20 protein-coding genes, 6 tRNA genes, 1 pseudogene and 1 other annotated feature are annotated in these 18910 nt (G+C 39.2%); of the genes and pseudogenes, 3 read left to right on the top strand and 24 right to left on the bottom strand.

Annotation, left to right across the window (positions count from 1 at the left end):
• Positions 1–2: 2 nt before the first annotated feature.
• The 4 genes from MHH52_RS13840 to MHH52_RS13825 all read right to left on the bottom strand — a co-directional run bounded on the left by MHH52_RS13840 (position 3) and on the right by MHH52_RS13825 (position 3803).
• Positions 3–1064 carry a MoxR family ATPase gene (locus tag MHH52_RS13840; RefSeq protein ID WP_340009245.1) on the bottom strand — a complete coding sequence of 354 codons (1062 nt, stop codon included), beginning with the start codon at positions 1062–1064 and terminating at the stop codon, positions 3–5.
• Between the two features lie 31 nt (positions 1065–1095).
• On the bottom strand, positions 1096–2082 hold the full coding sequence (locus MHH52_RS13835; protein WP_340009243.1) for a phosphotransferase: 987 nt from the start codon (positions 2080–2082) through the stop codon (positions 1096–1098).
• Between the two features lie 207 nt (positions 2083–2289).
• Positions 2290–2835: a YdhK family protein gene (locus MHH52_RS13830; RefSeq protein ID WP_340009242.1), complete on the bottom strand. Its 546-nt coding sequence runs from the start codon at positions 2833–2835 to the stop codon at positions 2290–2292.
• A gap of 11 nt (positions 2836–2846) precedes the next feature.
• Positions 2847–3803 (bottom strand): IS30 family transposase, encoded by a 957-nt coding sequence (locus tag MHH52_RS13825; RefSeq protein WP_340003901.1) that lies wholly within the window; start codon positions 3801–3803, stop codon positions 2847–2849.
• Positions 3804–4130: 327 nt separating this feature from the next.
• Here MHH52_RS13825 and sleB point away from each other — a divergent pair, with 327 nt between their 5' ends.
• Positions 4131–4724 (top strand): spore cortex-lytic enzyme, encoded by a 594-nt coding sequence (sleB, locus tag MHH52_RS13820; RefSeq protein ID WP_340009638.1) that lies wholly within the window; start codon positions 4131–4133, stop codon positions 4722–4724.
• A gap of 47 nt (positions 4725–4771) precedes the next feature.
• Here sleB and MHH52_RS13815 read toward each other — a convergent pair whose 3' ends face one another.
• The 12 genes from MHH52_RS13815 to MHH52_RS13760 all read right to left on the bottom strand — a co-directional run bounded on the left by MHH52_RS13815 (position 4772) and on the right by MHH52_RS13760 (position 7900).
• On the bottom strand, positions 4772–5038 hold the full coding sequence (locus MHH52_RS13815) for a CD3324 family protein (RefSeq protein WP_340009240.1): 267 nt from the start codon (positions 5036–5038) through the stop codon (positions 4772–4774).
• Between the two features lie 102 nt (positions 5039–5140).
• A tRNA-Phe gene (locus MHH52_RS13810) sits at positions 5141–5213 on the bottom strand.
• 18 nt (positions 5214–5231) lie between these two features.
• Positions 5232–5304 (bottom strand) — tRNA-Phe (locus MHH52_RS13805).
• Between the two features lie 18 nt (positions 5305–5322).
• Positions 5323–5395 (bottom strand) — tRNA-Phe (locus tag MHH52_RS13800).
• An 18-nt stretch (positions 5396–5413) separates the two neighbouring features.
• A tRNA-Phe gene (locus MHH52_RS13795) sits at positions 5414–5486 on the bottom strand.
• Positions 5487–5504: 18 nt separating this feature from the next.
• Positions 5505–5577: transfer RNA gene (locus tag MHH52_RS13790), tRNA-Phe, on the bottom strand.
• Between the two features lie 18 nt (positions 5578–5595).
• Positions 5596–5668, bottom strand: a tRNA-Phe gene (locus tag MHH52_RS13785).
• Between the two features lie 54 nt (positions 5669–5722).
• Positions 5723–5963, bottom strand: a binding site (T-box leader).
• 80 nt (positions 5964–6043) lie between these two features.
• A complete protein-coding gene (locus MHH52_RS13780; protein WP_340009238.1) occupies positions 6044–6583 on the bottom strand; it encodes a GNAT family N-acetyltransferase in 540 nt (179 codons plus the stop codon).
• On the bottom strand, positions 6580–7080 hold the full coding sequence (locus tag MHH52_RS13775; protein ID WP_340009237.1) for a GNAT family N-acetyltransferase: 501 nt from the start codon (positions 7078–7080) through the stop codon (positions 6580–6582). The genes MHH52_RS13780 and MHH52_RS13775 overlap by 4 nt, the downstream gene beginning before the upstream one ends.
• Positions 7081–7259: 179 nt before the next feature.
• On the bottom strand, positions 7260–7460 hold the full coding sequence (locus tag MHH52_RS13770; RefSeq protein WP_340009235.1) for a hypothetical protein: 201 nt from the start codon (positions 7458–7460) through the stop codon (positions 7260–7262).
• Positions 7461–7485: 25 nt separating this feature from the next.
• Positions 7486–7608 (bottom strand): hypothetical protein, encoded by a 123-nt coding sequence (locus MHH52_RS13765; protein WP_340009233.1) that lies wholly within the window; start codon positions 7606–7608, stop codon positions 7486–7488.
• Between the two features lie 79 nt (positions 7609–7687).
• A complete protein-coding gene (locus MHH52_RS13760) occupies positions 7688–7900 on the bottom strand; it encodes a TetR/AcrR family transcriptional regulator (protein ID WP_340009232.1) in 213 nt (70 codons plus the stop codon).
• 162 nt (positions 7901–8062) lie between these two features.
• On the opposite strand from MHH52_RS13760, the gene MHH52_RS13755 reads away from it, so the two are divergent.
• Together MHH52_RS13755 and MHH52_RS13750 are read left to right on the top strand one after the other, a co-directional pair.
• Complete coding sequence (locus MHH52_RS13755) at positions 8063–8866, top strand: DUF2935 domain-containing protein (protein ID WP_340009231.1); 804 nt, start codon at positions 8063–8065, stop codon at positions 8864–8866.
• A 233-nt stretch (positions 8867–9099) separates the two neighbouring features.
• Positions 9100–9891 carry a hypothetical protein gene (locus tag MHH52_RS13750; protein WP_340009230.1) on the top strand — a complete coding sequence of 264 codons (792 nt, stop codon included), beginning with the start codon at positions 9100–9102 and terminating at the stop codon, positions 9889–9891.
• Between the two features lie 66 nt (positions 9892–9957).
• Here the strand turns inward: MHH52_RS13750 and MHH52_RS13745 are convergent, their stop codons facing one another.
• The 8 genes and pseudogenes from MHH52_RS13745 to MHH52_RS13710 form a co-directional block, all read right to left on the bottom strand.
• A complete protein-coding gene (locus MHH52_RS13745) occupies positions 9958–10224 on the bottom strand; it encodes a CD3324 family protein (RefSeq protein WP_313636886.1) in 267 nt (88 codons plus the stop codon).
• Positions 10225–10416: 192 nt separating this feature from the next.
• Complete coding sequence (locus MHH52_RS13740; RefSeq protein WP_340009229.1) at positions 10417–11811, bottom strand: protoporphyrinogen oxidase; 1395 nt, start codon at positions 11809–11811, stop codon at positions 10417–10419.
• Positions 11812–12034: 223 nt separating this feature from the next.
• On the bottom strand, positions 12035–14638 hold the full coding sequence (locus tag MHH52_RS13735; RefSeq protein WP_340009228.1) for an FtsX-like permease family protein: 2604 nt from the start codon (positions 14636–14638) through the stop codon (positions 12035–12037).
• Positions 14635–15318 carry an ABC transporter ATP-binding protein gene (locus MHH52_RS13730; RefSeq protein WP_313636889.1) on the bottom strand — a complete coding sequence of 228 codons (684 nt, stop codon included), beginning with the start codon at positions 15316–15318 and terminating at the stop codon, positions 14635–14637. Before MHH52_RS13730 ends, MHH52_RS13735 begins: the two co-directional genes overlap by 4 nt.
• A 95-nt stretch (positions 15319–15413) precedes the next feature.
• Positions 15414–16415, bottom strand: a complete 1002-nt coding sequence (locus MHH52_RS13725; RefSeq protein ID WP_340009226.1) for a HAMP domain-containing sensor histidine kinase — start codon at positions 16413–16415, stop codon at positions 15414–15416.
• A gap of 1 nt (position 16416) precedes the next feature.
• Positions 16417–17086 (bottom strand): annotated as a pseudogene (locus MHH52_RS13720) (response regulator transcription factor).
• A gap of 169 nt (positions 17087–17255) precedes the next feature.
• Positions 17256–18056, bottom strand: a complete 801-nt coding sequence (locus tag MHH52_RS13715; RefSeq protein ID WP_340009224.1) for a GNAT family N-acetyltransferase — start codon at positions 18054–18056, stop codon at positions 17256–17258.
• A gap of 95 nt (positions 18057–18151) precedes the next feature.
• Positions 18152–18895, bottom strand: coding sequence for a class I SAM-dependent methyltransferase (locus tag MHH52_RS13710; RefSeq protein ID WP_340009222.1), 744 nt, complete (start codon positions 18893–18895; stop codon positions 18152–18154).
• Between the last annotated feature and the right edge of the window lie 15 nt (positions 18896–18910).

The raw sequence follows: 18910 nt of genomic DNA, 5'->3' as shown, positions 1-18910 counted from the left end.
GCTTACCCCCTATCTTTTATAGCAAGACGTGGTAAATCACGAACAATTTCAACCATTAACCAGTCCGGAATGTTATTACTTTGCTCCTGCTTAGCAACTACTAACTGTGCAATTTCAAAGCTAATGACTGATAGGTCTTTAATCAGCTTCTTAACTGTGTGTGCAAATTGGCGATGTCCATCTCGAACGTTATCTTTAATTGGAGGAAGTTCTTTAATAATCTGTGCCCTTAAGGATTGCGCTAGGAAATAAAGGAGATCCCGATCTTCTGGAGCCGTTGGAAATGAGGATTTACCTTCAATAATTTGATTGAGTTCATATTTCCCAGTTAGATTTTTATAAAAAGCCTTGAATTGAGTAGCATGAGAAGGTGTCAGCGAACCATTCGCTAAAATACCTACGGTGTCTACGTTTATATCCTCACCAAACTCATGTAGTGCGTCACTAAGCATATGCCAAGAACGTGGAGTTGAGAAAGGCTCTTCCGTCTTTGGAGGTGCACTCCACAAATGATCCGGCCGCAGCTCCAAATATTCAATAACCATAGGATGAATGCTATTCTCATATGCCCAAGAAATCCAATTCTGAAAAGAAACATTTAGCTGTATATGGAACATCCGATTGATAAGCGCCGATGACATAGGTTTAACAATTGCACTATCTTGTGCACGATTTCCCGCTCCAATTACTATGGAGCCCACAGGTAGGTGATAATCGCCGATACGACGTTCGTGGATTAGACTATAAAATGCTTTTTGTACCTCTTGAGAACAGGCATTAAGCTCATCCAGGAACAAGCAATAAGGTTCATCCCGAGCAATCATTTTCGGAGGACAAAATTGGCTCTTTCCATTAACGATTTGTGGTACTCCAATGATGTCTTCCGGCGCTAGCTGAGAACCCAAAAGAGAAACACATGGAAGACCCACCTGATCAGCAAAAGCTTCTACAAGTGAAGACTTCCCAATACCAGGCGCCCCCCAGATAAAAACAGGGCGAATCACAGAAACGTTTAGAAGTACTTGCATAAGTTGAATAGGTGTTACAGGAGTTGCTAAGTTCAAATAAATGCTCCTTTTTTATATGATAAGATTATTAAAGCTCTAAACAAGCTTTGTCATTTAGAGCATCGTGAATATTGCGGGCAAGCCAAATTCTATTCTCCTCACGCTGTGACTCCGAAAACTCATGAAATAACAAAAGCACTAATTCAAGTCGACGCTTCTCGATAAAGAGTGGGAGCTCTTCTAGCCACTTATTGTCGAGTGCATACTCTCGATTATACCCCTTCATAAAGGACCTCAGCATGGCTGCCGCAAGACTAGAAGTTCTATTCTGCTCTACCTCCGGTTTTCGCCGATCCCCAAAGATGGTCGAGTAATAAACGGCAATTGCAATATCATGCACCCTATAGTCGTATCCGCAATCATCAAAGTCAAACACGGTGATCTGCCCCTCATGTACGAAAAAATTACCCGAATGCAAATCACGGTGACATAGCCCATAGCTTTCACGATTCCGTTGCAACTGGTTAATCCGATCATTTATCTGAAGCAACTTTTCAAAAAGCTGCTGTTCAACAGTGCCAAAGTTAGCAAAGTCAAACTCTAGCTTAGCCTGATGTGGTCTTGCCAGAACAGTCTCCGGACGCTCGTATTGCAGAGTTGCAGCATGCATTCTTCCTGTTACCTCACCCCATTGCTCAAAAAGCTCCGGTCCCCAATAGGGATCGGAAGCATTAACATGACCACCAGGTGCTTTCTCCATTACACAGATCATAAATCTTTCCTCATCTTTGGCTAGCGTTTGTACCAAACTGCCATCCTGAAAGGGAATGGGGCGAGCCAGTTTCACTCCATGCTTTGCAAGATGGTCCATAAAGTCAAGTTCAGAAATAACCATCTCCTGCTCCTGATGAGAATGATGAGTTACACGTAAAATAAATTCATGATCATCTTTTAGAAAGCTATAGACAACATTTTCAAAACCACCAATATACTTTATCGTTGTCCAATCGACTTGAATCTGTTCTGCAGCTTGCTGAAGCATTTCTTCATCGAATTTCACCTGCCAGTTAGGCATTTCAAACACGCTCCTACATTCTAAGGAAATATTATTTATAATGGTATATTTTATATAGTTGTTCTCTATCAAAATATTTTAGCACTTCACCACCAATAAAAGAAGCATTCAAAAAAGGTAGGGGCAACCTTGAACTTAACAAAGTCCATGACTGCTCCTACCTTGATTATTTTTCATTTTTATGAGCTTAAATTTCTATGGGTTACTTTATAGCTGAAAGCTCACTTCTGTTACCCACTTATGATTTTTCACTTCATCTCCACCTGTAGTAGGCTTGTAATCAATCATATATACCGTGGTTTGTTCCGCTGCGTTAATTTGAGCCGTTGCACCTTTCATATCTTTCATATGGTCTGCTTCCATCACGACTTCTGAGCCTGATTCATAGGGTTTATTGGCTGACTTTTTGATTTCTTCATGAATAATCCACTTGTGATTTGTAACTGGAAATCCGCCTGTTGTGGGTCTATAAGAAACGATATACGCTGTGGTATCAAAAGCTCCAACTATTGTTGCTGTAGCCCCCTTCATACCTTCCATATGGTTCGTTTGGATGATCGCTTGACTTCCAACTTTAAAAGTTGGATTCTCTGCCACCTTCAAATGATCAGGTACTTCACCTGAACTAGAGTGTGAGGAATGTTCCATTTGTGTATCGTTTGAGGATATCTTATTGCCATAGCTATTATCATTGCCACATGCGCTTAGAGTGAGAGCAGCTGCGATTATGAATAGATATAATTGCTTTTTCATATGACGGATTGTCAAGCTAAGTGCGACACTTCGGACATGAAAGATTCGTGAGCAGACTTCCACCCCAGACATTTCCGGGGGCGGTGGTTGATGAGATCTAGGGCGTGGGCAAGCTCCTCATCTGAAACTTGTGCAAAATCATGGCCTTTGGGAAAGAACTCTCGAAGGAGTCCGTTGCCATTCTCGTTAGACCCTCGTTGCCAGGACGAGTAGGGATCAGCAAAGTAGACATCCAGTCCATGAAAGGCTTCCAGAGCGCTATAGCAGGCGAATTCCTTTCCTCGATCCGCAGTAGCCGTTCGGAAAGTTTCTTGCGGATACTGGCTAGCCACAACACCAAAGGCGATCTCCATCGAATGAGCGGTACGGTCGGGCATCTTTACGGCCAGATACATCCGTGTCTTGCGCTCGATAAAGGTCGCGGCACAAGCACGGCTTTTTCCTCGGCTGGAAACCACCGTATCTAGTTCCCAGTGCCCGAAGGAATCTCTCTTTCGTACTCCCTTTGGCCGTTGACTAATGGTTTTCCCCACGAGGAATCGACCACGTGTCTCCAGTGGTTTACGTCGTTTACCCTTATGCCGTAGCACCTTTACTTCGCCTGCAACCAGACGACCTGCATATAGCCAACGGTAGATCGTCTTGAAGCATACGAAGGGTTGACCACTGGCTCTACGCTGTTCAGCAATCTGCTCGGGCGACCAGGTAAGTCGGAGTTTCTCATTGATCTCTCCGGCCAGTTCCGCGGTGAAACGACCTGTCGACTTACTCCCTTGTCGACGTTCGCTATACGCGATCTGAGCGGTCTCAGCAAGATAGGTATTTCCCTTGCCTCCTCGCTTCCGTTCTCTGGCAATGACGGAGTGATGACGTCCAAGTTCTGCCCCAATCGCTCGACTAGACCATCCCAATCCGTATAGTACTTCTAGTTTGCTTCGCTCCGTTATGCTAAGATGAGTGTAACCCATGGTGTGATTCTCCTTGTGTGAATGGTGTGTGGTAACTTCATTCTACACGAATCCCCATGGGCTTTCTCTGTTTAGCTGTCGCACTTCATATTACAATCCGTCATATATAAAACCTCCGAAGTTTATGTGCCTATGATTATTCATTTACCCATTTCATAAGATCACAAACCATATGAAGTGTTTTCGAAAATGTTAAATGATAATTACATTACCAATAAATGAGTGTTGTCTCAGTTATTGAAGGTTATTTATAATGTTTTCTGAAAGGAGGCTACTACAATGAAGAATAAAATATTCACTTTGTTGCTTCTTTTGGGTCTAGTAAGCATGGCTACAATGATCGGTTCTGCTAGTGCTGCTCCGGTATTAACCGTAGGAAGTTCTTCTGGAGATGTATGGGATCTTCAATATCGATTGAAAACACTGGATTTCTATACTCAGCCTTTAGATGGTGTATATGGATCACAAACGAAAGCAGCCGTTGCTAAATTTCAAAAGACCTATGGATTGAGTGCTGATGGAGTTACTGGCACGAAAACTTGGAATCTACTAAAAAAATACACGCTTAATATTAATGAAATGGATTTTTTGGCTAAAGTAATCTACAGTGAGTCTCGCGGTGAGCCTTATAAAGGCCAAGTCGCAGTTGGCGCTGTAGTTATGAATCGCATACAATCTAATCAATTTCCAGACAATATTAAAGATGTTGTATTTCAAAAAGGCGCATTCACAGCCGTATCTGACGGCCAGTACTGGCTTACTCCAAACCGGACTGCCTATTTAGCAGCTCTTGATGCTATCCGAGGTTGGGACCCAACAAACAATTCAATCTATTATTTCAATCCAGATACAGCTACTAGTGCTTGGATCTGGTCACGTCCTCAGAACTTAAAAATTGGTAAGCATATATTTGCGAGTTAAAAGCTTCAAATAAATGTAATCGCCGGTCAACCCTTTAGGGTGGCCGGCTATTTTTTAGTATAAACGATCTTCTTAATACTATCCTTAGAAAGACAGTATTCACTTGAGAGCTGGTCAACGGTTGCACCACCAGCAAACTTCAGGTATATCTCAATATTTCTTGATTTCAAATATTTTCTACTCCCTGACTTCTCTCCCCATTTCACATGCAATTCTTCAGGCTTTGGAACGTAGACCATACCACCATTTATATATTTCTGTATTTCATGTAGTAACTCTTTTGGGAAGACTGTATCTGCATTTACATATTTCATAATTGTTCTGCTCCTTAAACTTTGATGAGATCACAAACAGCCTGCCTAACCATAATGGTCAGACAGGCTGTTTTTATAAAAAGCTTACTATTAAGGTTAAGATGGCTCGGGACGGGGTCGAACCGCCGACACTAGGATTTTCAGTCCTATGCTCTACCAACTGAGCTACCGAGCCTTACTATTAAAGTTAAGATGGCTCGGGACGGGATCGAACCGCCGACACTAGGATTTTCAGTCCTATGCTCTACCAACTGAGCTACCGAGCCTTACTATTAAGGTTGAGATGGCTCGGGACGGGGTCGAACCGCCGACACTAGGATTTTCAGTCCTATGCTCTACCAACTGAGCTACCGAGCCTTACTATTAAGGTTAAGATGGCTCGGGACGGGGTCGAACCGCCGACACTAGGATTTTCAGTCCTATGCTCTACCGACTGAGCTACCGAGCCTTACTATTAAGGTTGAGATGGCTCGGGACGGGGTCGAACCGCCGACACTAGGATTTTCAGTCCTATGCTCTACCGACTGAGCTACCGAGCCTTACTATTAAGGTTGAGATGGCTCGGGACGGGATCGAACCGCCGACACTAGGATTTTCAGTCCTATGCTCTACCGACTGAGCTACCGAGCCTTACAGGGATACAAATATTTCTTCTAAAATGAAAACAAAAAGACCCCTCGTCCGAAAAGGGACGAGGAGCCGCGGTACCACCCTAAATTAGAACTATTCTGTACAAAAAACAGAAATGTTCTCACTTTAATATTTAACGGTTAAAACCGGTACACCTCTACTTACCAACAATGGTTTCAAGGGACTGCTCCGGAGTGAACTTCGATCAACCCTTTTCTCTAGAAACGCTCTCAATCTCCGGCGTTTCCTCCCTGTAAAGAGGTATTGAACTACTTTTCTCCATCAAAGCATTTGTTTGGATATATAATTTTTCTTATTGTAAGCTCTAATCCACTATAAGTCAATAGAAGGAATAATTCCCTCATGCAGATTTCTTTATCCTAATCCATTATTAAAATTAAAAATCATCTTTAATTCATCATCAAATGACTTCCTACATTCTTCTTGAAAGCTATCACTAGTATATTCTTTTAGTGTTTTTCTCCAAAAGTGCTGAGCTCTCATATTGGTAGCCGTGGGGTTGGTCTGTAACTCCCATTTTCCCATATGAATATTAAAAACCTCCTTAGCCGCAAATTCAGCGATTCCCTTACCTCGGAAAGGTCGCAGGATAAAAAATTCATTCAAATAGAATTCACAATTCGGTGGTGCATAAGGTGGTGTGGCCACTAATGCAAAGCCCACAGGAATTTCATTCTCTTTTATTAAATAAGGATACAGAATACCCGGTTTCTCCCACCATATGTCGAAGACTTTATTCTGTTCATTCAGTGTCTGCGTTTCATTATCCTCATATACTCCGTATTGATTAGGGAGGCTCCCCCATATCTCTGATAGATCGTGTAAGTATAGTGGGTATAGATTGTTAATCACAAACTTCGTCGTACTATCAGTTAATGTTACGGTGATATTCATTTCGTTCTCTCCGTTCTATCGAATTCTTGAATATATTTATGGTGATCACTCATATAACGTTCTGTGTAGTTATCTTTTGTATACTCCTTAAGTAATTTTCGCCAAAAGGCTATAGCAGGTATATTATTCTCCATTTGAGCTAGTTTCCATTTGACTTTAAATAGATCAAGTGCTTTTGTAGCGGCAGCAGTCCCTATTCCATTTCTTCTATATTTCTGCAAAATCATAAAGTCATAGATCACATGAGTTGGATTTGAGTCTGTATCTAAGTTCTCCATAAGAACAACCACGAATCCAACAATGTTACCTGAACCTACAATCAGATAAGGATTCCATCGATGATCTCCTTCCCAAAAATAATTAATATTTACCTCGAATTCCCCATGCTGGTTCACGTCTTGATCCGTAAATAAACTGAAATCATAATAGTAAAGTTGATATAGATTAGACAATACCTCTTTATCTTCAAACGTTACTGGAACAAGTTTAATTTCCATTATACCTCCACGGTTTTCTTCTCTATTATCACTTCTGTACTTAGTATAATTACGACTTTACTCTAGTTATATACCATCTTTAATTAAAATTAAATTTTATATAAAGTCACTACTCATCTAAAATAAAAAAGAGTTCAAATAAGTTTATACGCTCAGATGAACTCTTTTAAAATTGATTATTAAGTTAACTCTACAATGACCTTGATGGTTTCTTTAGCTTCAATGGCTTTATCAAAGGCTGCTTGGATATCATCTAATTTATAGGTCTGCGTCACCATTGTAGAGATATTCGTTTTTTTGTCGTTAATATGATCAATAACTTTTACAATATCTTCGTGTGTGTATCCACTTGCCCCAATAATGTTCACTTCTTTGCTCATCACTTGAGCGAGACTTACGGGTACCTCATTTTTCTGTTTTTTGAATCGACTGTTGTTCTGTTGTTGTTAAAATCAATTCATATAACAGATCCATCAATTTCGGTGTGAAATAAGGAATATTTTTGGTTACAATCAACACCTTATACATATGAGAATGTTCTGCAATATGCTCTAACAATAAAATCAGAGAGGTAAGTTCGTCCCCAGGTTTATAGGATTCATCAAATTTATCCGAGAGTATTTTCTTTAAATCTGCTAATCAAATCATTAATATCTTTATAATGCAAATAAAATGTAGCTCGATTGATTTCAGCCTTTTGCGTAATGGCATTGATCGAGATCTTAATCAATTCTTTCTCTGCTAATAAATTTATAAAAGCATTTCGAATCGCTTTTCTTGTCCTTCTTATGCGTAAATCTAAGTATGTTTTTTCTGCCATGTTTCTTCCACCTCGTAGTTAATGAACATACTGTCAATTATACGACAGGAGTCCAGATAAAAAGCGTTTGAGCACTTCTGTATGATCGCCTGATTTCCTCCGGATATAGTACAAACATTCCGCATATTATAATTGTATAAAAATGGGAGGTGTGCTTTAAATATGCCGGATCCTTTTGTATTGAGATCTCTAGATGAAATAAGATTCTGGTCACGAATCATGAAAGAACACTCTTTTTTTCTTAAATTAGGTTTTCGTTGTGAAGACACGCAACTAATTAATGAAGCGAACCATTTCTACGCCACATTCGAAGCCATCGAGAATAGATCCCTCGGATTTACTGTCGATTCTGATCCAGCAGTAATACGGAAGTTTAATGAGGAAGTTCATAGTGCAGCTTCACATATCTGGGCTTTCAAAAGGAAAATATTAGGATTAATTTTACAATGCAAACTTCCAGGTGGTACGAATTTCCCTTTATTAGTAGATCATGTCAGTAGGGAAGCCAATTATTTTCGAAATCGACTGGAAGAATTGAATCAAGGTAGGTTAGATCCTTTACCTGACGCAATTATCAATGAAAATGTCTTCTTTCTACGTATAATGGCGGACCATGCCAAATTCATTGGACATTTATTGGACCCATCTGAACGTCAACTCGTTGAACAAGCGAGAAATTTTAGCCATGATTTCGATACATTGTTGTATCAAGCTATTGATCTTAGTTCCATGCGTCCACAATCCCAAACCAAGCCCCTGCTAAGTCAGCAACTTGATGAGAATAAAGTCTCGGTTAAATCCCTCCGTGATTTCAAGAAAACCGCTCGAGATCTTATTGAAGAATGTCGTATAAAAAGCATCATTCATCCACTTCTTGCGGATCATGTATTCCGAGAAGCTGAAAGATTCCTCTATATTATTGATGCATTTGAAGCTTCTTTGAATATGAATAAAAAAATCGTATAGAGTTATAAATTTAATGGAAAGGGCGACTACTTGTATTCAAAATAATACAGGTTGTCGCCCTTTCCATCTTTAAATTTGATTCCAAACGATTTATAGAACTTTAAATACGATTAAAAAATAGTTGGTATTTGAGAAGAAACACTTTATAGTAAAACTTAGGAGGAAATAGGGATTTTATGGAATGAGAGATTACTTCGAGTGACTACAAAATCAAACGATAAGGATGATTGCAAATGAAAAGGTTTAGTCAATGTTTTATACTTTGTTCTATGGTTTTTGCTTTATTAATGCCATCCACTGTGTTTGCTGCTGATAAGAAATTGCTCAATGAGGCAAGTATTACTTTGTCTAGCGATGTTATTCCAGTGGGTGGAACGATTAAAATAAAAGTTCGCTTACTAGCTGAAATGACCAGTCTTACATATGCAAAATTGACACCTGAAGTTTCTGATGAGTCTATACTTACCGTTGAATTGGATGGATATTCAGATTATATTATTACAGGAGTTCAAAAAGGTTCTGCAGAAGTAGTCTTCAACATTCCTGGTTGGACTGAAGAAAGATATCCAATTACCGTTCTATCCAAGGCAGCTTACGAAGAAAAGCTGAAAACGCCTCAAGAAGTAATAGATTTTACAACCTATTCTAATGAGATAGCAGCTATAATTAAATATGACGAAATTGCCTCTGAGGCATATGTAAAGAACAGAATAGATACAGGAAACAATAGAAAACAACGCTATACAGCGTTTAATAATGTGATCCTTCCTAATTACACTAAATTGGTAATAGAGGCAAAAAAGATCAAAGCACCCAATGCAGAATTGCAGGTATTACATGAAATCTATTTAAAAGCGATTAAGACGCAACTAGAAGCAATGACAATGATGAAAGAGGCCTTATACAAAACAAAAATTTCTAGCACCGCTTTTAAAGCAGCAAATAAAAAGATGGATGAAGGCGTGAAATATGAAGGACAGTTTGTAGATGGGATCGATAAATATCGGAAAAAGTATGGTATTTAAGATTAAATTATAATTAAATCCAAAAAGCCACACAGAGCTTTCTCTGACGTGGCTTTTGATTTATCGTTATTTTTTTGTATAAACAATCTTCTTAATACTATCCCTCGAAAGGCAATATTCATCTGAAAGCTGGTCAACGGTTGCACCAACAGCAAACCTTAGACAGATCTCAATGTTTCTAGATCTCAAGTACTTTCTGCTCCCTGACTTTTCGCCCCATTTTACATGTGATTCTTCAGGCTTAGGGATATATACCATACCACCGTTAATATATTTCTGAATTTCCTCTAATAATTCTTTTGGGAAAATCGTATCTGCATTTACATATTTCATATTCGCTCTGCTCCTTAAACTTTTTTTATGAGTTTGAAGGTAGCAAAGTCTATTCTAAAAACAACAATGCACAGTGCACTGGCGGTAAATCAAATTTTTATTCGCTCTATACAAACAACCGCCGTTGTTTATAGTCTAGACTTTGCATAGAGCTTATCGCTAATTTTATCACTATTGTCCGCCCTCCTTAGTTTAATGTGTAATTACTTGTTCCAAAATGCGCTCAGCTGTCTTCTCACCATTTGCAATACAATCGGGAATACCCACACCATAATAAGAACATCCAGCAAGGATTACATTAGGATAATGATCTGCAATCTTCTTCTCTAAGGATACTACAATCTCATGATGGCGTATGTGGTAATTTGGCATAACATCATGCCATTGGGTCACATCGTAGGTGACTGGCTGTCCAGTAATCCCAAGACTGGTCTGTATATCTTTCAACGCCACCTTTAATAATTCCTCTTCTGAAAGCTTAATCAAGGACTCATAATGCGGTCCTGAGCTCTTATAAAAGAGTCTGACAAGCAGACGTTGTTGTCCAGATGTGTGCTCCCACTTGCGACTTGTCCACGTACAAGCATTACAAAGAACATCGTCACTGTTGGCGGTTATGAACCCTGTACCATTCGCTGGCAGCTGACTGTCAGGGATATCAAATCCTAGATACACACTAATCATAGAGCTGTTAAACAACTGATTGAAATCTTCATTCAGCGCTTCGTCTTGAAGTAATGCTTGTGCAGTAGAATGCATCGTTCCTAGTACGACAAAATCGCTGTCCAAGATTCGTCCATCTGCCAGTGTTACTCGGTACAGTTCTCCATCCTTTGCAATGCGCTCGGCACGAATCCCTTTGATGATCTCTACATCGGACAGCTGTTCTTCCATGGCGTCGACCAAAGCAGATACGCCACCCTTAAAAGACATAAACTTCTTATCGCCGTTCCCCTGGAATTTAGCCTTATTCGCGGACAATCCCTGAATAATACTTCCATATTCATTTTTATAATCAATCAAATAAGGAAGGGTCGAGGCAATGGTAAGTTCACTCAATTTCCCGGAATATACACCTGAAAGAACAGGTGATATTTGCTTCTCGACAAGTTCTTTTCCTAAGAAAGCTTCAAGAAAATCACCTACAGAATCATTTTTCGTAAAACGATTATTCGGAGTATAGAAATCTTTAAGTGCTTCAACTTTACCTTCAGCAGAGATCAAATCTGTAGTAGCAAGCGATTCAATACTGAGAGGGATGCCAAAGACTGCATCTTTAGGAATTTGCTTCAGCTTACCTTCTGTGTAGATGTATGATATTCCTGTCGCGTTATATACAACTTCATCCTGAATGCCTAATTCTTCAATCAATGGGGCTACATTTGTCTTGCGAGTGACAATTGAATCAGCACCTGACTCCATGCTGAAGTCTTCATGCTGAAGTGTTCTGATTTTGCCGCCCAGTCTATCGCTGGATTCAACCAAAATGATTTTTACATTCAACTTATTATGCTGTATAGATTTCTGTAAATAGTAAGCGGTAGACAATCCAGTAATTCCCCCGCCAATCACGACGACCGTTCTCAAGCGTTGACACCTGCCTCTAAAGTAATAATCTGTTAAATTCAATTGAATACATTATATCATAGGGATTTATAAGTAATAACATACCGTTCGTGTCATATATGACACAAAATATCCCCACAAAGTGGGGATTTGCTTCGATGCGTACTCAGGTACTTTGCGGGGGCCCCAAAAAATATATACCTTCAGATAAGTCTAAAAAAGCCGCGATAATCGCGGCTAATCTTTAAATATTCTCCTGTTTTAAAGCATCAATAATATTCTCCTTCTTCACTTTTGAACTGGAGTACAGCATAGCTAAGCTAACGATGATAAAGACTGCGACTATGACATACAAGATACTCATCCATGGAAGTGCGAATCCATAGGAGAAACTACTCATCATGGATCTGTAGATCAAGTACATAACGACTATGCTAACCGGAAGCCCGTAAAGTAATGATTTTATCCCATAGAAGATACTTTCATAATTAATCATTTTATTAAAACCATTTGGTGTCATCCCTACAGACTTCAGCATCGCAAACTCTCTTTTACGAAGTGATATGCTAGTTGAAATCGTATTGAAAATATTCGCAATCGATATTAATGTAATCAAAGCAATAAAACCATAGGTGAAAATTGACATTAACATGATCATCTGCTCACTATTTTGTCTATTTTGATACACATTTTGAACATAAACATTCCGTTCTTTCATTTCCTCAATGGCCTGTTGTGTCGCTAATGGATCTGTGCTGTTCAGGTTAAGTCGGCTTTGAATATCTTTACGCATCGTATCATTTGTTAATTGATCGAAGACTTGTTCGGAGACGATGATGTTTACTCCACCAACTAATGCTGAATGAATACCCATAGGACGCTTATCAGTTAATGCGACAATTTCTACTGATGTTAAATTCGTCTCTTTCTCTGTATCCCAATCCGTATAAATTAAATCAAGCTTCTGACCGATTTCCGAATGAAGAGCTTTGGTCTCAATAATCTTTTTGGCGTTCTCATCCTCAAAGGTAACCGTATCATTCACAATAGCAGACATCTGATCGATATCCGTTAATTGTTCATAATTTACACCGATCGTTTCTGCATATGTTTTCAAACTCTGTTCATTTAGTGCATGGATCTGAATGTAGTAAGGATATTTCCCATTCTTTAGAATACTCCTATCCTTCTCAACGATCTCTTGCAATTCTTTTGCTATATCTTTTTCATCAATCCATGAACTCAAACTAAGTTCCCTGACCACATTATATTCCGTTATATTAGGTAAGGCAGATATCGATTTAGTCAGCCGATCTACTTTTTGAGCGTCCTCAGTCCCCATATAGACTTGGATATCATAGTTCAAACCATCCTGTGAGAGTTCTACCGACTTTCTCATATTAGTAGTGAACGAAGATACGGATAAAAACAAAACGATACTAATGACAAGTGAGAACACGGTTGCTTGGTACCTACGTTTATTTCTCTTTAAATTCTTCAAACCAATTTCCGCTTCAATTCCAAACAACTTGCGAACGAACTTGGAAGTTTTCACCGCTTTACCAGAGAGCTTAACATCGGTCGTTTGTCTGATTGCATCAATCGCTGAAATCTTTGAAGCTTTTCTGGCTGGAAGATAGGTGGATATAAAAATCGTCAGTATCGAAACTACACAAGCGGTGAATAGGGACAGAGGTGTAACAACCAACGTTAATTTTTCAGTTATCCCTAGTACATCTTGAATCATCGTATTGATAAACATAAAAGTGATCCCGATTCCTGCAATTCCGCAAAGGATCCCAATAGGGATACTAATTAAACCGATGATCATTCCTTCAAAAAACACCGAATTCTGCTTCTGCCTCTTTGTAGCACCTACGCTGGAAAGCATTCCCAAATGACGTGCACGTTCCGAGACAGAAATCGCGAATGCATTATAGATTAAAGAAACAGAGCCAATGATAATCACAGTCATAACGATGACTGACAATGAAAGAAGTGTATTACGTAAACCATCGCTATTCGTCACACCATAATATCGCAGCAGACTATTATTATAAGAGATGGACTCTATATCGTTTTCTTTTGCCAATTCCTCTGCATGCTTGTATATAGAGCTATCCACCTTGTTTAATACAACCGTCGCTGTAGCTTTTTCGGCTGCTCCAATCAAGCTTTCATCCACATAACTTAGGGAAGTATAACCCGGAGACCATGTTGGTTCCCAAGTAGGATGCTTTATCACTCCTACAATCGTGTAGTTCATTTGTTTTTTATGAATGATCTCTTCATTCAGGGTTTCATCTTCAGTCCGTAATCGTTCGTTCTGAGATAAGGGTTGACCACTATTTTTATCATCATTAGTGACTCGTTCTCCGACATCGAGAGTTAAAGTTTCACCAATCTTGTATGTTACTTTAGCATTCTTTGCAATCTCCTCAGAAATGACTACTTCATAGTTAGTTTTCGGGAGTCTTCCTTCCAGAAGTTCAATCGGAAATTGTTTAAAACCAGCTGCATTATATTCCTTGATATACCAATAGGGCTTGTTCACATTCTGCCCCCCCTCTAAAGGGGCATAGCCACGATCATTTGAGATGACAAGTGTTTTCGTTGCATCATCTGCTTCTATAGCTTTGAGCTGAGCTTTAGTAACATTTCTATATTGGACATGCCATTCTCCATTAGTCGAGATACTCTGCTTCTTCATTAATTCCATAAAAGAAAAACCAAGCGTTGCCACAGCCGTCACCATAGCCACAGAAATGATGACTCCAATGATAGTAACCATTGTTCTTCGCTTATTTTGTTTCAAATGTCTAAGTGTTAATTTATTTACGATATTCACGGACGAATCACCTCATCTTTGGCGATCCTTCCATCTTCAATGGTAATGACTCGATCCGCTTGCAGGGCAATCCGTTCATCATGAGTAATGATGATCAACGTTTGATTATAGGTTTTATTAAACATTTTTAATAGATCAATAATTTCACTGCTGTTCTTACTATCCAGATTACCGGTTGGCTCATCCGCCAGCATGATTGCGGGATTACTAATTAACGCTCTACCGATAGAGACCCGCTGTTGTTGCCCACCTGAGAGCTGATTCGGGAGATGGTTTAAGCGATTCTCCAAATTTAACGCCTTTACGGTATCCGCAAATTGTTTCTTATCCACCTTGTGCTGATCAAGCAATAAAGGGAGTGTGATGTTCTCTTCGACCGTTAGTACCGGTATAAGATTATAGAATTGATAAATCAGCCCAATTTGTCTGCGTCTAAAGATCGCCAGCTGTGTTTCATTCAATTCATAAATATCCGTATTATCTACGAATACTTTGCCGCTTGTCGGTCTATCCACCCCACCTAATAAGTGCAGAATGGTCGATTTCCCGGAGCCAGATGGCCCGATAATCGCTACGAATTCCCCTTTTTTAATCGAAAAAGATACATCATCCAATGCCTTTACCGCTGTTTCACCTTTTCCATATGTTTTAGACAGATGTTCAATCTTTAAAATGTCCATTGTTAGACCTCCATTTGTTGATGAGATCAGTATATCTGTCTACAATGACTATCCAGTGACTCTAAAGTGACATTCTAGTCACTAAGCCATAAGTGCTAAATGACTTGCTTATAAAATTTGATCTGAAATTGTGTACCCTTTCCCACTTCACTCTTCACATCGATCGTTCCGTTTTGTCCAGTGATAATGCTTTGTGCCAAGGCAAGTCCAATCCCTACACTATCTTCGCTTGCATTCTTACCTTTATAGAATCGTTTGAAGATATAGGGGATCTCTGCCTTTGGGATTCCTTTGCCGTTATCTGTAATGATAATTTCCGTAAACAGTGCATTTTCTGCAAAAGAAATCGTGATGTCACCACCTGCTGGCGTGTGCTCTACACAGTTTTTGAGAATATTGATCATAGCCTCAGCTGTCCAATTGAGATCGCCCACGAATGTGGTGGTATCTTCCCCATCAATTAACATCCGTAGTTCCTTAATATCCATTGGAATAAGCATAGGCTCCAAAGATTTTTGAACTAGCTTGTTTACCTGAACTTGATCTTTTTTAAAATGTATAGTTCCAGCATCGATTTTGGAGAACTTTAATAAAGAGGAGACTAGCCAGCCAATTCGTTCGAGTTGGATCGTAATTTTCCGAGTAAACTCCATTCTCTTCTCAGTGTTCAGCTCGGGATCGCTTAATAAATCTGCCATCACAGTCATGGAGGTAAGCGGGGTTTTGAGCTGATGAGAGATATCCGAAATCGCATTGGTGAGTTTCATTTTATCTTCTTGTAGTTGAGCACTCTGCTCGGATAACATTAGCGTCACTTTATAGATGTCATTCTTCAGAATACTAAGCTCACCTTCCTGATTATCACGAACATCGAGTGAATAATTCCCACTACTGATTTGACGTAGATACCCTGAGAGCTTTTCAATTTCAACGTATCTCCAGCGGGTAAACAATACACTGCAGCCTATAAGCAAAGCTGAAGTCACAGCTGTGATCCCTACCGTCTCTAGCGATATAAATGCCGCTACTGCTGTGGCCACAAGACTGATCGAGCACATCGTCAATAATAACCATCTAATTTCTCTATTCCGAAGCATCCTAATCACCAACCTTGTAACCCAACCCTCGAACTGTTTTGATCAGTGTTGGTTCTTGGGGGTTATCTTCTAACTTTTCCCTAAGTCTTTTTATGTAAACCGATAATGTATTGTCGTTCACGAATTCACCTGCGTTCTAACAATTGATTTCTTGAGAGAACCTGACCAACATGGTTAGCAAAGATCAGTAATAATCGATATTCTAATGCGGTCAGTAGCACTTCATCGCCGTTCTTATAAACCTTTCCTTCAAGCGTATTAATCCGTATATTATCTAATTCAATATTGGATTGGGTTTGAGCCTGCTTGTTATATCTCCTTAAGACGGATTTAATACGGGATAATAGCTCCCGAATCCGAAAAGGCTTGGTTATGTAATCATCAGCTCCCATATCAAGTCCCATCACCACATTGACCTCATCATCAATCGCCGTTAAAAAGATTACCGGTATATCACTTTGCGCTTTCACGATCTTGCACAATTCATAACCGCTACCATCCGGAAGCGAAAGGTCAAAAATGCATAAAGTGAGCTCAGATAATTGTTCCTTTAGCACCGCTTTGGCAGAAGTGGCGTCATAACATAGAAGGGTTTCAAAATGATCTTGCTGTAATGAATATTCTAGTCCTGATGCTATCGTTCTATCGTCCTCAACAAGCAAAATTTTCATGGATGATCATCCTAACCTTATAATGTATTCAATCGTTCCATTCGTTCCGATGATCATTCTCTCATAATTATAGAGTTATACCAAATTACAATTCATATTAAAGTATTTACAACTTCACGGTAAAAATAATAAAAACGTCTACTCCATGAAATAGACGTCTCTAAAATGATCATATCGCAAAAGCACCACACTTATATTGATGTACCTGCTGAAACCCTAGTCGAAGTGCCGATTTTTTCGAAGCTTCATTATCTAGTGAACAATCCCAGTAAGGAATAAAGCCATTGGCAAGCACATCCTCAACTACTAACGTCGCTAAATATGTCCCCACTCCTTGTTTCTGGAACTCAGGAAGAGTTTCAATTCCGATTGCATGCGTATCCTGTGTAACAAAACTAGAATAACACACCCCCATAATTTCAGATCCCTCAAAAGCAGCATATCCAAAACCTTTTTCGGTAAAGTCTTCTTTCGATGACCAGAATAAATCAATATTTTCATGTACAAATTCTATATTCTTTAGATCTAAGTTCTCCCAATCCAGCATTTTAAGATTTATAGTTCTAATCCCATTAGTCAACGCTGTAGGTGGCTTGTGAAGTAGCTTAAACACCATCTGTTCAAAAGGGTATAGCTTCCTAGAAGGAAACATCAATTCCAGATTCCATTCATCATGCTCACCAGAAACTTCGAAATGTTCCATCCCAAGTTCCTTCATTCTCGGTACAATATGACTAGTTACATAACTGTCCAATGCATGGATAAAGGCTTGATTGGTATGATCGCCGATAAGGTAAAACCCTTCAATCCCCTGACTCCACACTAACGCACTCTTTGGTGTTGTAAGTTGATCGACAAAGATCCAACCTGGATTATTGCCTTCGATCATAGAAAGAATTTCGGGATGAAGATGTTCTCCTTTAAGTAGTGGCTTCAATTTATAATAATCCTCATGAGGTATTTCATGCATACAAACACTCCCCTTATTTTCCTTGCAGATGCTGTATACATAAGTATAAAGTAATCGTCCTTAATCGGTTGGTAAAGTTCATTCATAACTGAAGATTACTGTCCATGTATAAGCGATTTCCTAGCCTTAATTAATAAAAATGAAGGTCTCCTTCTTTCATTTAATAATTTGGGCATCTTTTCAAGACCCTCAGGTGTAGATTCAGGTTCAACAATTTCTTCAACGGTCAGCCCATTTTGGATCAAAGTATTAAGTAATGTAGAAAGTTTTCTATGGTATTTTATAACTCCATCGATTCCCCAGAACTGTGATCTGAGACCTTCTTCTCCATAATTATCAATAGGCCAATGGAGAATATTTTGATCGGAATCTTTAACCCATCCACTTTGGCTCTTATTCGATAAAACAACCGGATGCTCTGTTGAAAATACTAAGTAGCCATTCGGTTTAATCCATTTTGAAATCCTACTAATGAGTGTTTTATAATCCTCGACATAATGAAAAGCTAACGAACTTACTACCAAATCAAATTCATTACTATTAAAATCGATTTCCTCCATAGAGCCCTGTACATAACGGATCTCAGGTCGTTTCCTTGCCATAGCTAACATCTTCTCAGATATATCTACTCCTGTTACCTGTAATGCATTGTTATCAATCATATAGTTCGCCAGTTCTCCAAAACCACAGCCAAGGTCGAGAACATTTAAATCTTGTAGGACTGGAAGTAAACCTCTTATTGCAGGTTGTTCAATAAAGTCATTGTATGTAATTCTTGATTCCCTTAAGTTCTTATACATTTGAAAAAACTCAGGGTTGTCATAAATGTTCTGTTGCATGATACACCTCCACGA

It is taken from the genome of Paenibacillus sp. FSL K6-0276 (genome assembly GCF_037977235.1).
In the GTDB taxonomy this organism is placed as follows: Bacteria; Bacillota; Bacilli; order Paenibacillales; family Paenibacillaceae; genus Paenibacillus_AQ.
This window is presented reverse-complemented; position numbering and strand designations above follow the sequence as displayed.

Coding starts and splice junctions, on each gene's coding strand:
- MHH52_RS13770 (WP_340009235.1), bottom strand. CDS start 7,460: ATGAGCAAAGAAGTGAACATTATTGGGGCAAGTGGATACACACACGAA.
- MHH52_RS13835 (WP_340009243.1), bottom strand. CDS start 2,082: ATGCCTAACTGGCAGGTGAAATTCGATGAAGAAATGCTTCAGCAAGCT.
- MHH52_RS13745 (WP_313636886.1), bottom strand. CDS start 10,224: ATGAAATATGTAAATGCAGATACGATTTTCCCAAAAGAATTATTAGAG.
- MHH52_RS13815 (WP_340009240.1), bottom strand. CDS start 5,038: ATGAAATATGTAAATGCAGATACAGTCTTCCCAAAAGAGTTACTACAT.
- MHH52_RS13750 (WP_340009230.1), top strand. CDS start 9,100: ATGAAAAGGTTTAGTCAATGTTTTATACTTTGTTCTATGGTTTTTGCT.
- sleB (WP_340009638.1), top strand. CDS start 4,131: ATGGCTACAATGATCGGTTCTGCTAGTGCTGCTCCGGTATTAACCGTA.
- MHH52_RS13725 (WP_340009226.1), bottom strand. CDS start 16,415: ATGCTTCGGAATAGAGAAATTAGATGGTTATTATTGACGATGTGCTCG.
- MHH52_RS13715 (WP_340009224.1), bottom strand. CDS start 18,056: ATGCATGAAATACCTCATGAGGATTATTATAAATTGAAGCCACTACTT.
- MHH52_RS13830 (WP_340009242.1), bottom strand. CDS start 2,835: ATGAAAAAGCAATTATATCTATTCATAATCGCAGCTGCTCTCACTCTA.
- MHH52_RS13760 (WP_340009232.1), bottom strand. CDS start 7,900: ATGGCAGAAAAAACATACTTAGATTTACGCATAAGAAGGACAAGAAAA.
- MHH52_RS13825 (WP_340003901.1), bottom strand. CDS start 3,803: ATGGGTTACACTCATCTTAGCATAACGGAGCGAAGCAAACTAGAAGTA.
- MHH52_RS13765 (WP_340009233.1), bottom strand. CDS start 7,608: ATGTATAAGGTGTTGATTGTAACCAAAAATATTCCTTATTTCACACCG.
- MHH52_RS13780 (WP_340009238.1), bottom strand. CDS start 6,583: ATGAATATCACCGTAACATTAACTGATAGTACGACGAAGTTTGTGATT.
- MHH52_RS13730 (WP_313636889.1), bottom strand. CDS start 15,318: ATGGACATTTTAAAGATTGAACATCTGTCTAAAACATATGGAAAAGGT.
- MHH52_RS13775 (WP_340009237.1), bottom strand. CDS start 7,080: ATGGAAATTAAACTTGTTCCAGTAACGTTTGAAGATAAAGAGGTATTG.
- MHH52_RS13710 (WP_340009222.1), bottom strand. CDS start 18,895: ATGCAACAGAACATTTATGACAACCCTGAGTTTTTTCAAATGTATAAG.
- MHH52_RS13755 (WP_340009231.1), top strand. CDS start 8,063: ATGCCGGATCCTTTTGTATTGAGATCTCTAGATGAAATAAGATTCTGG.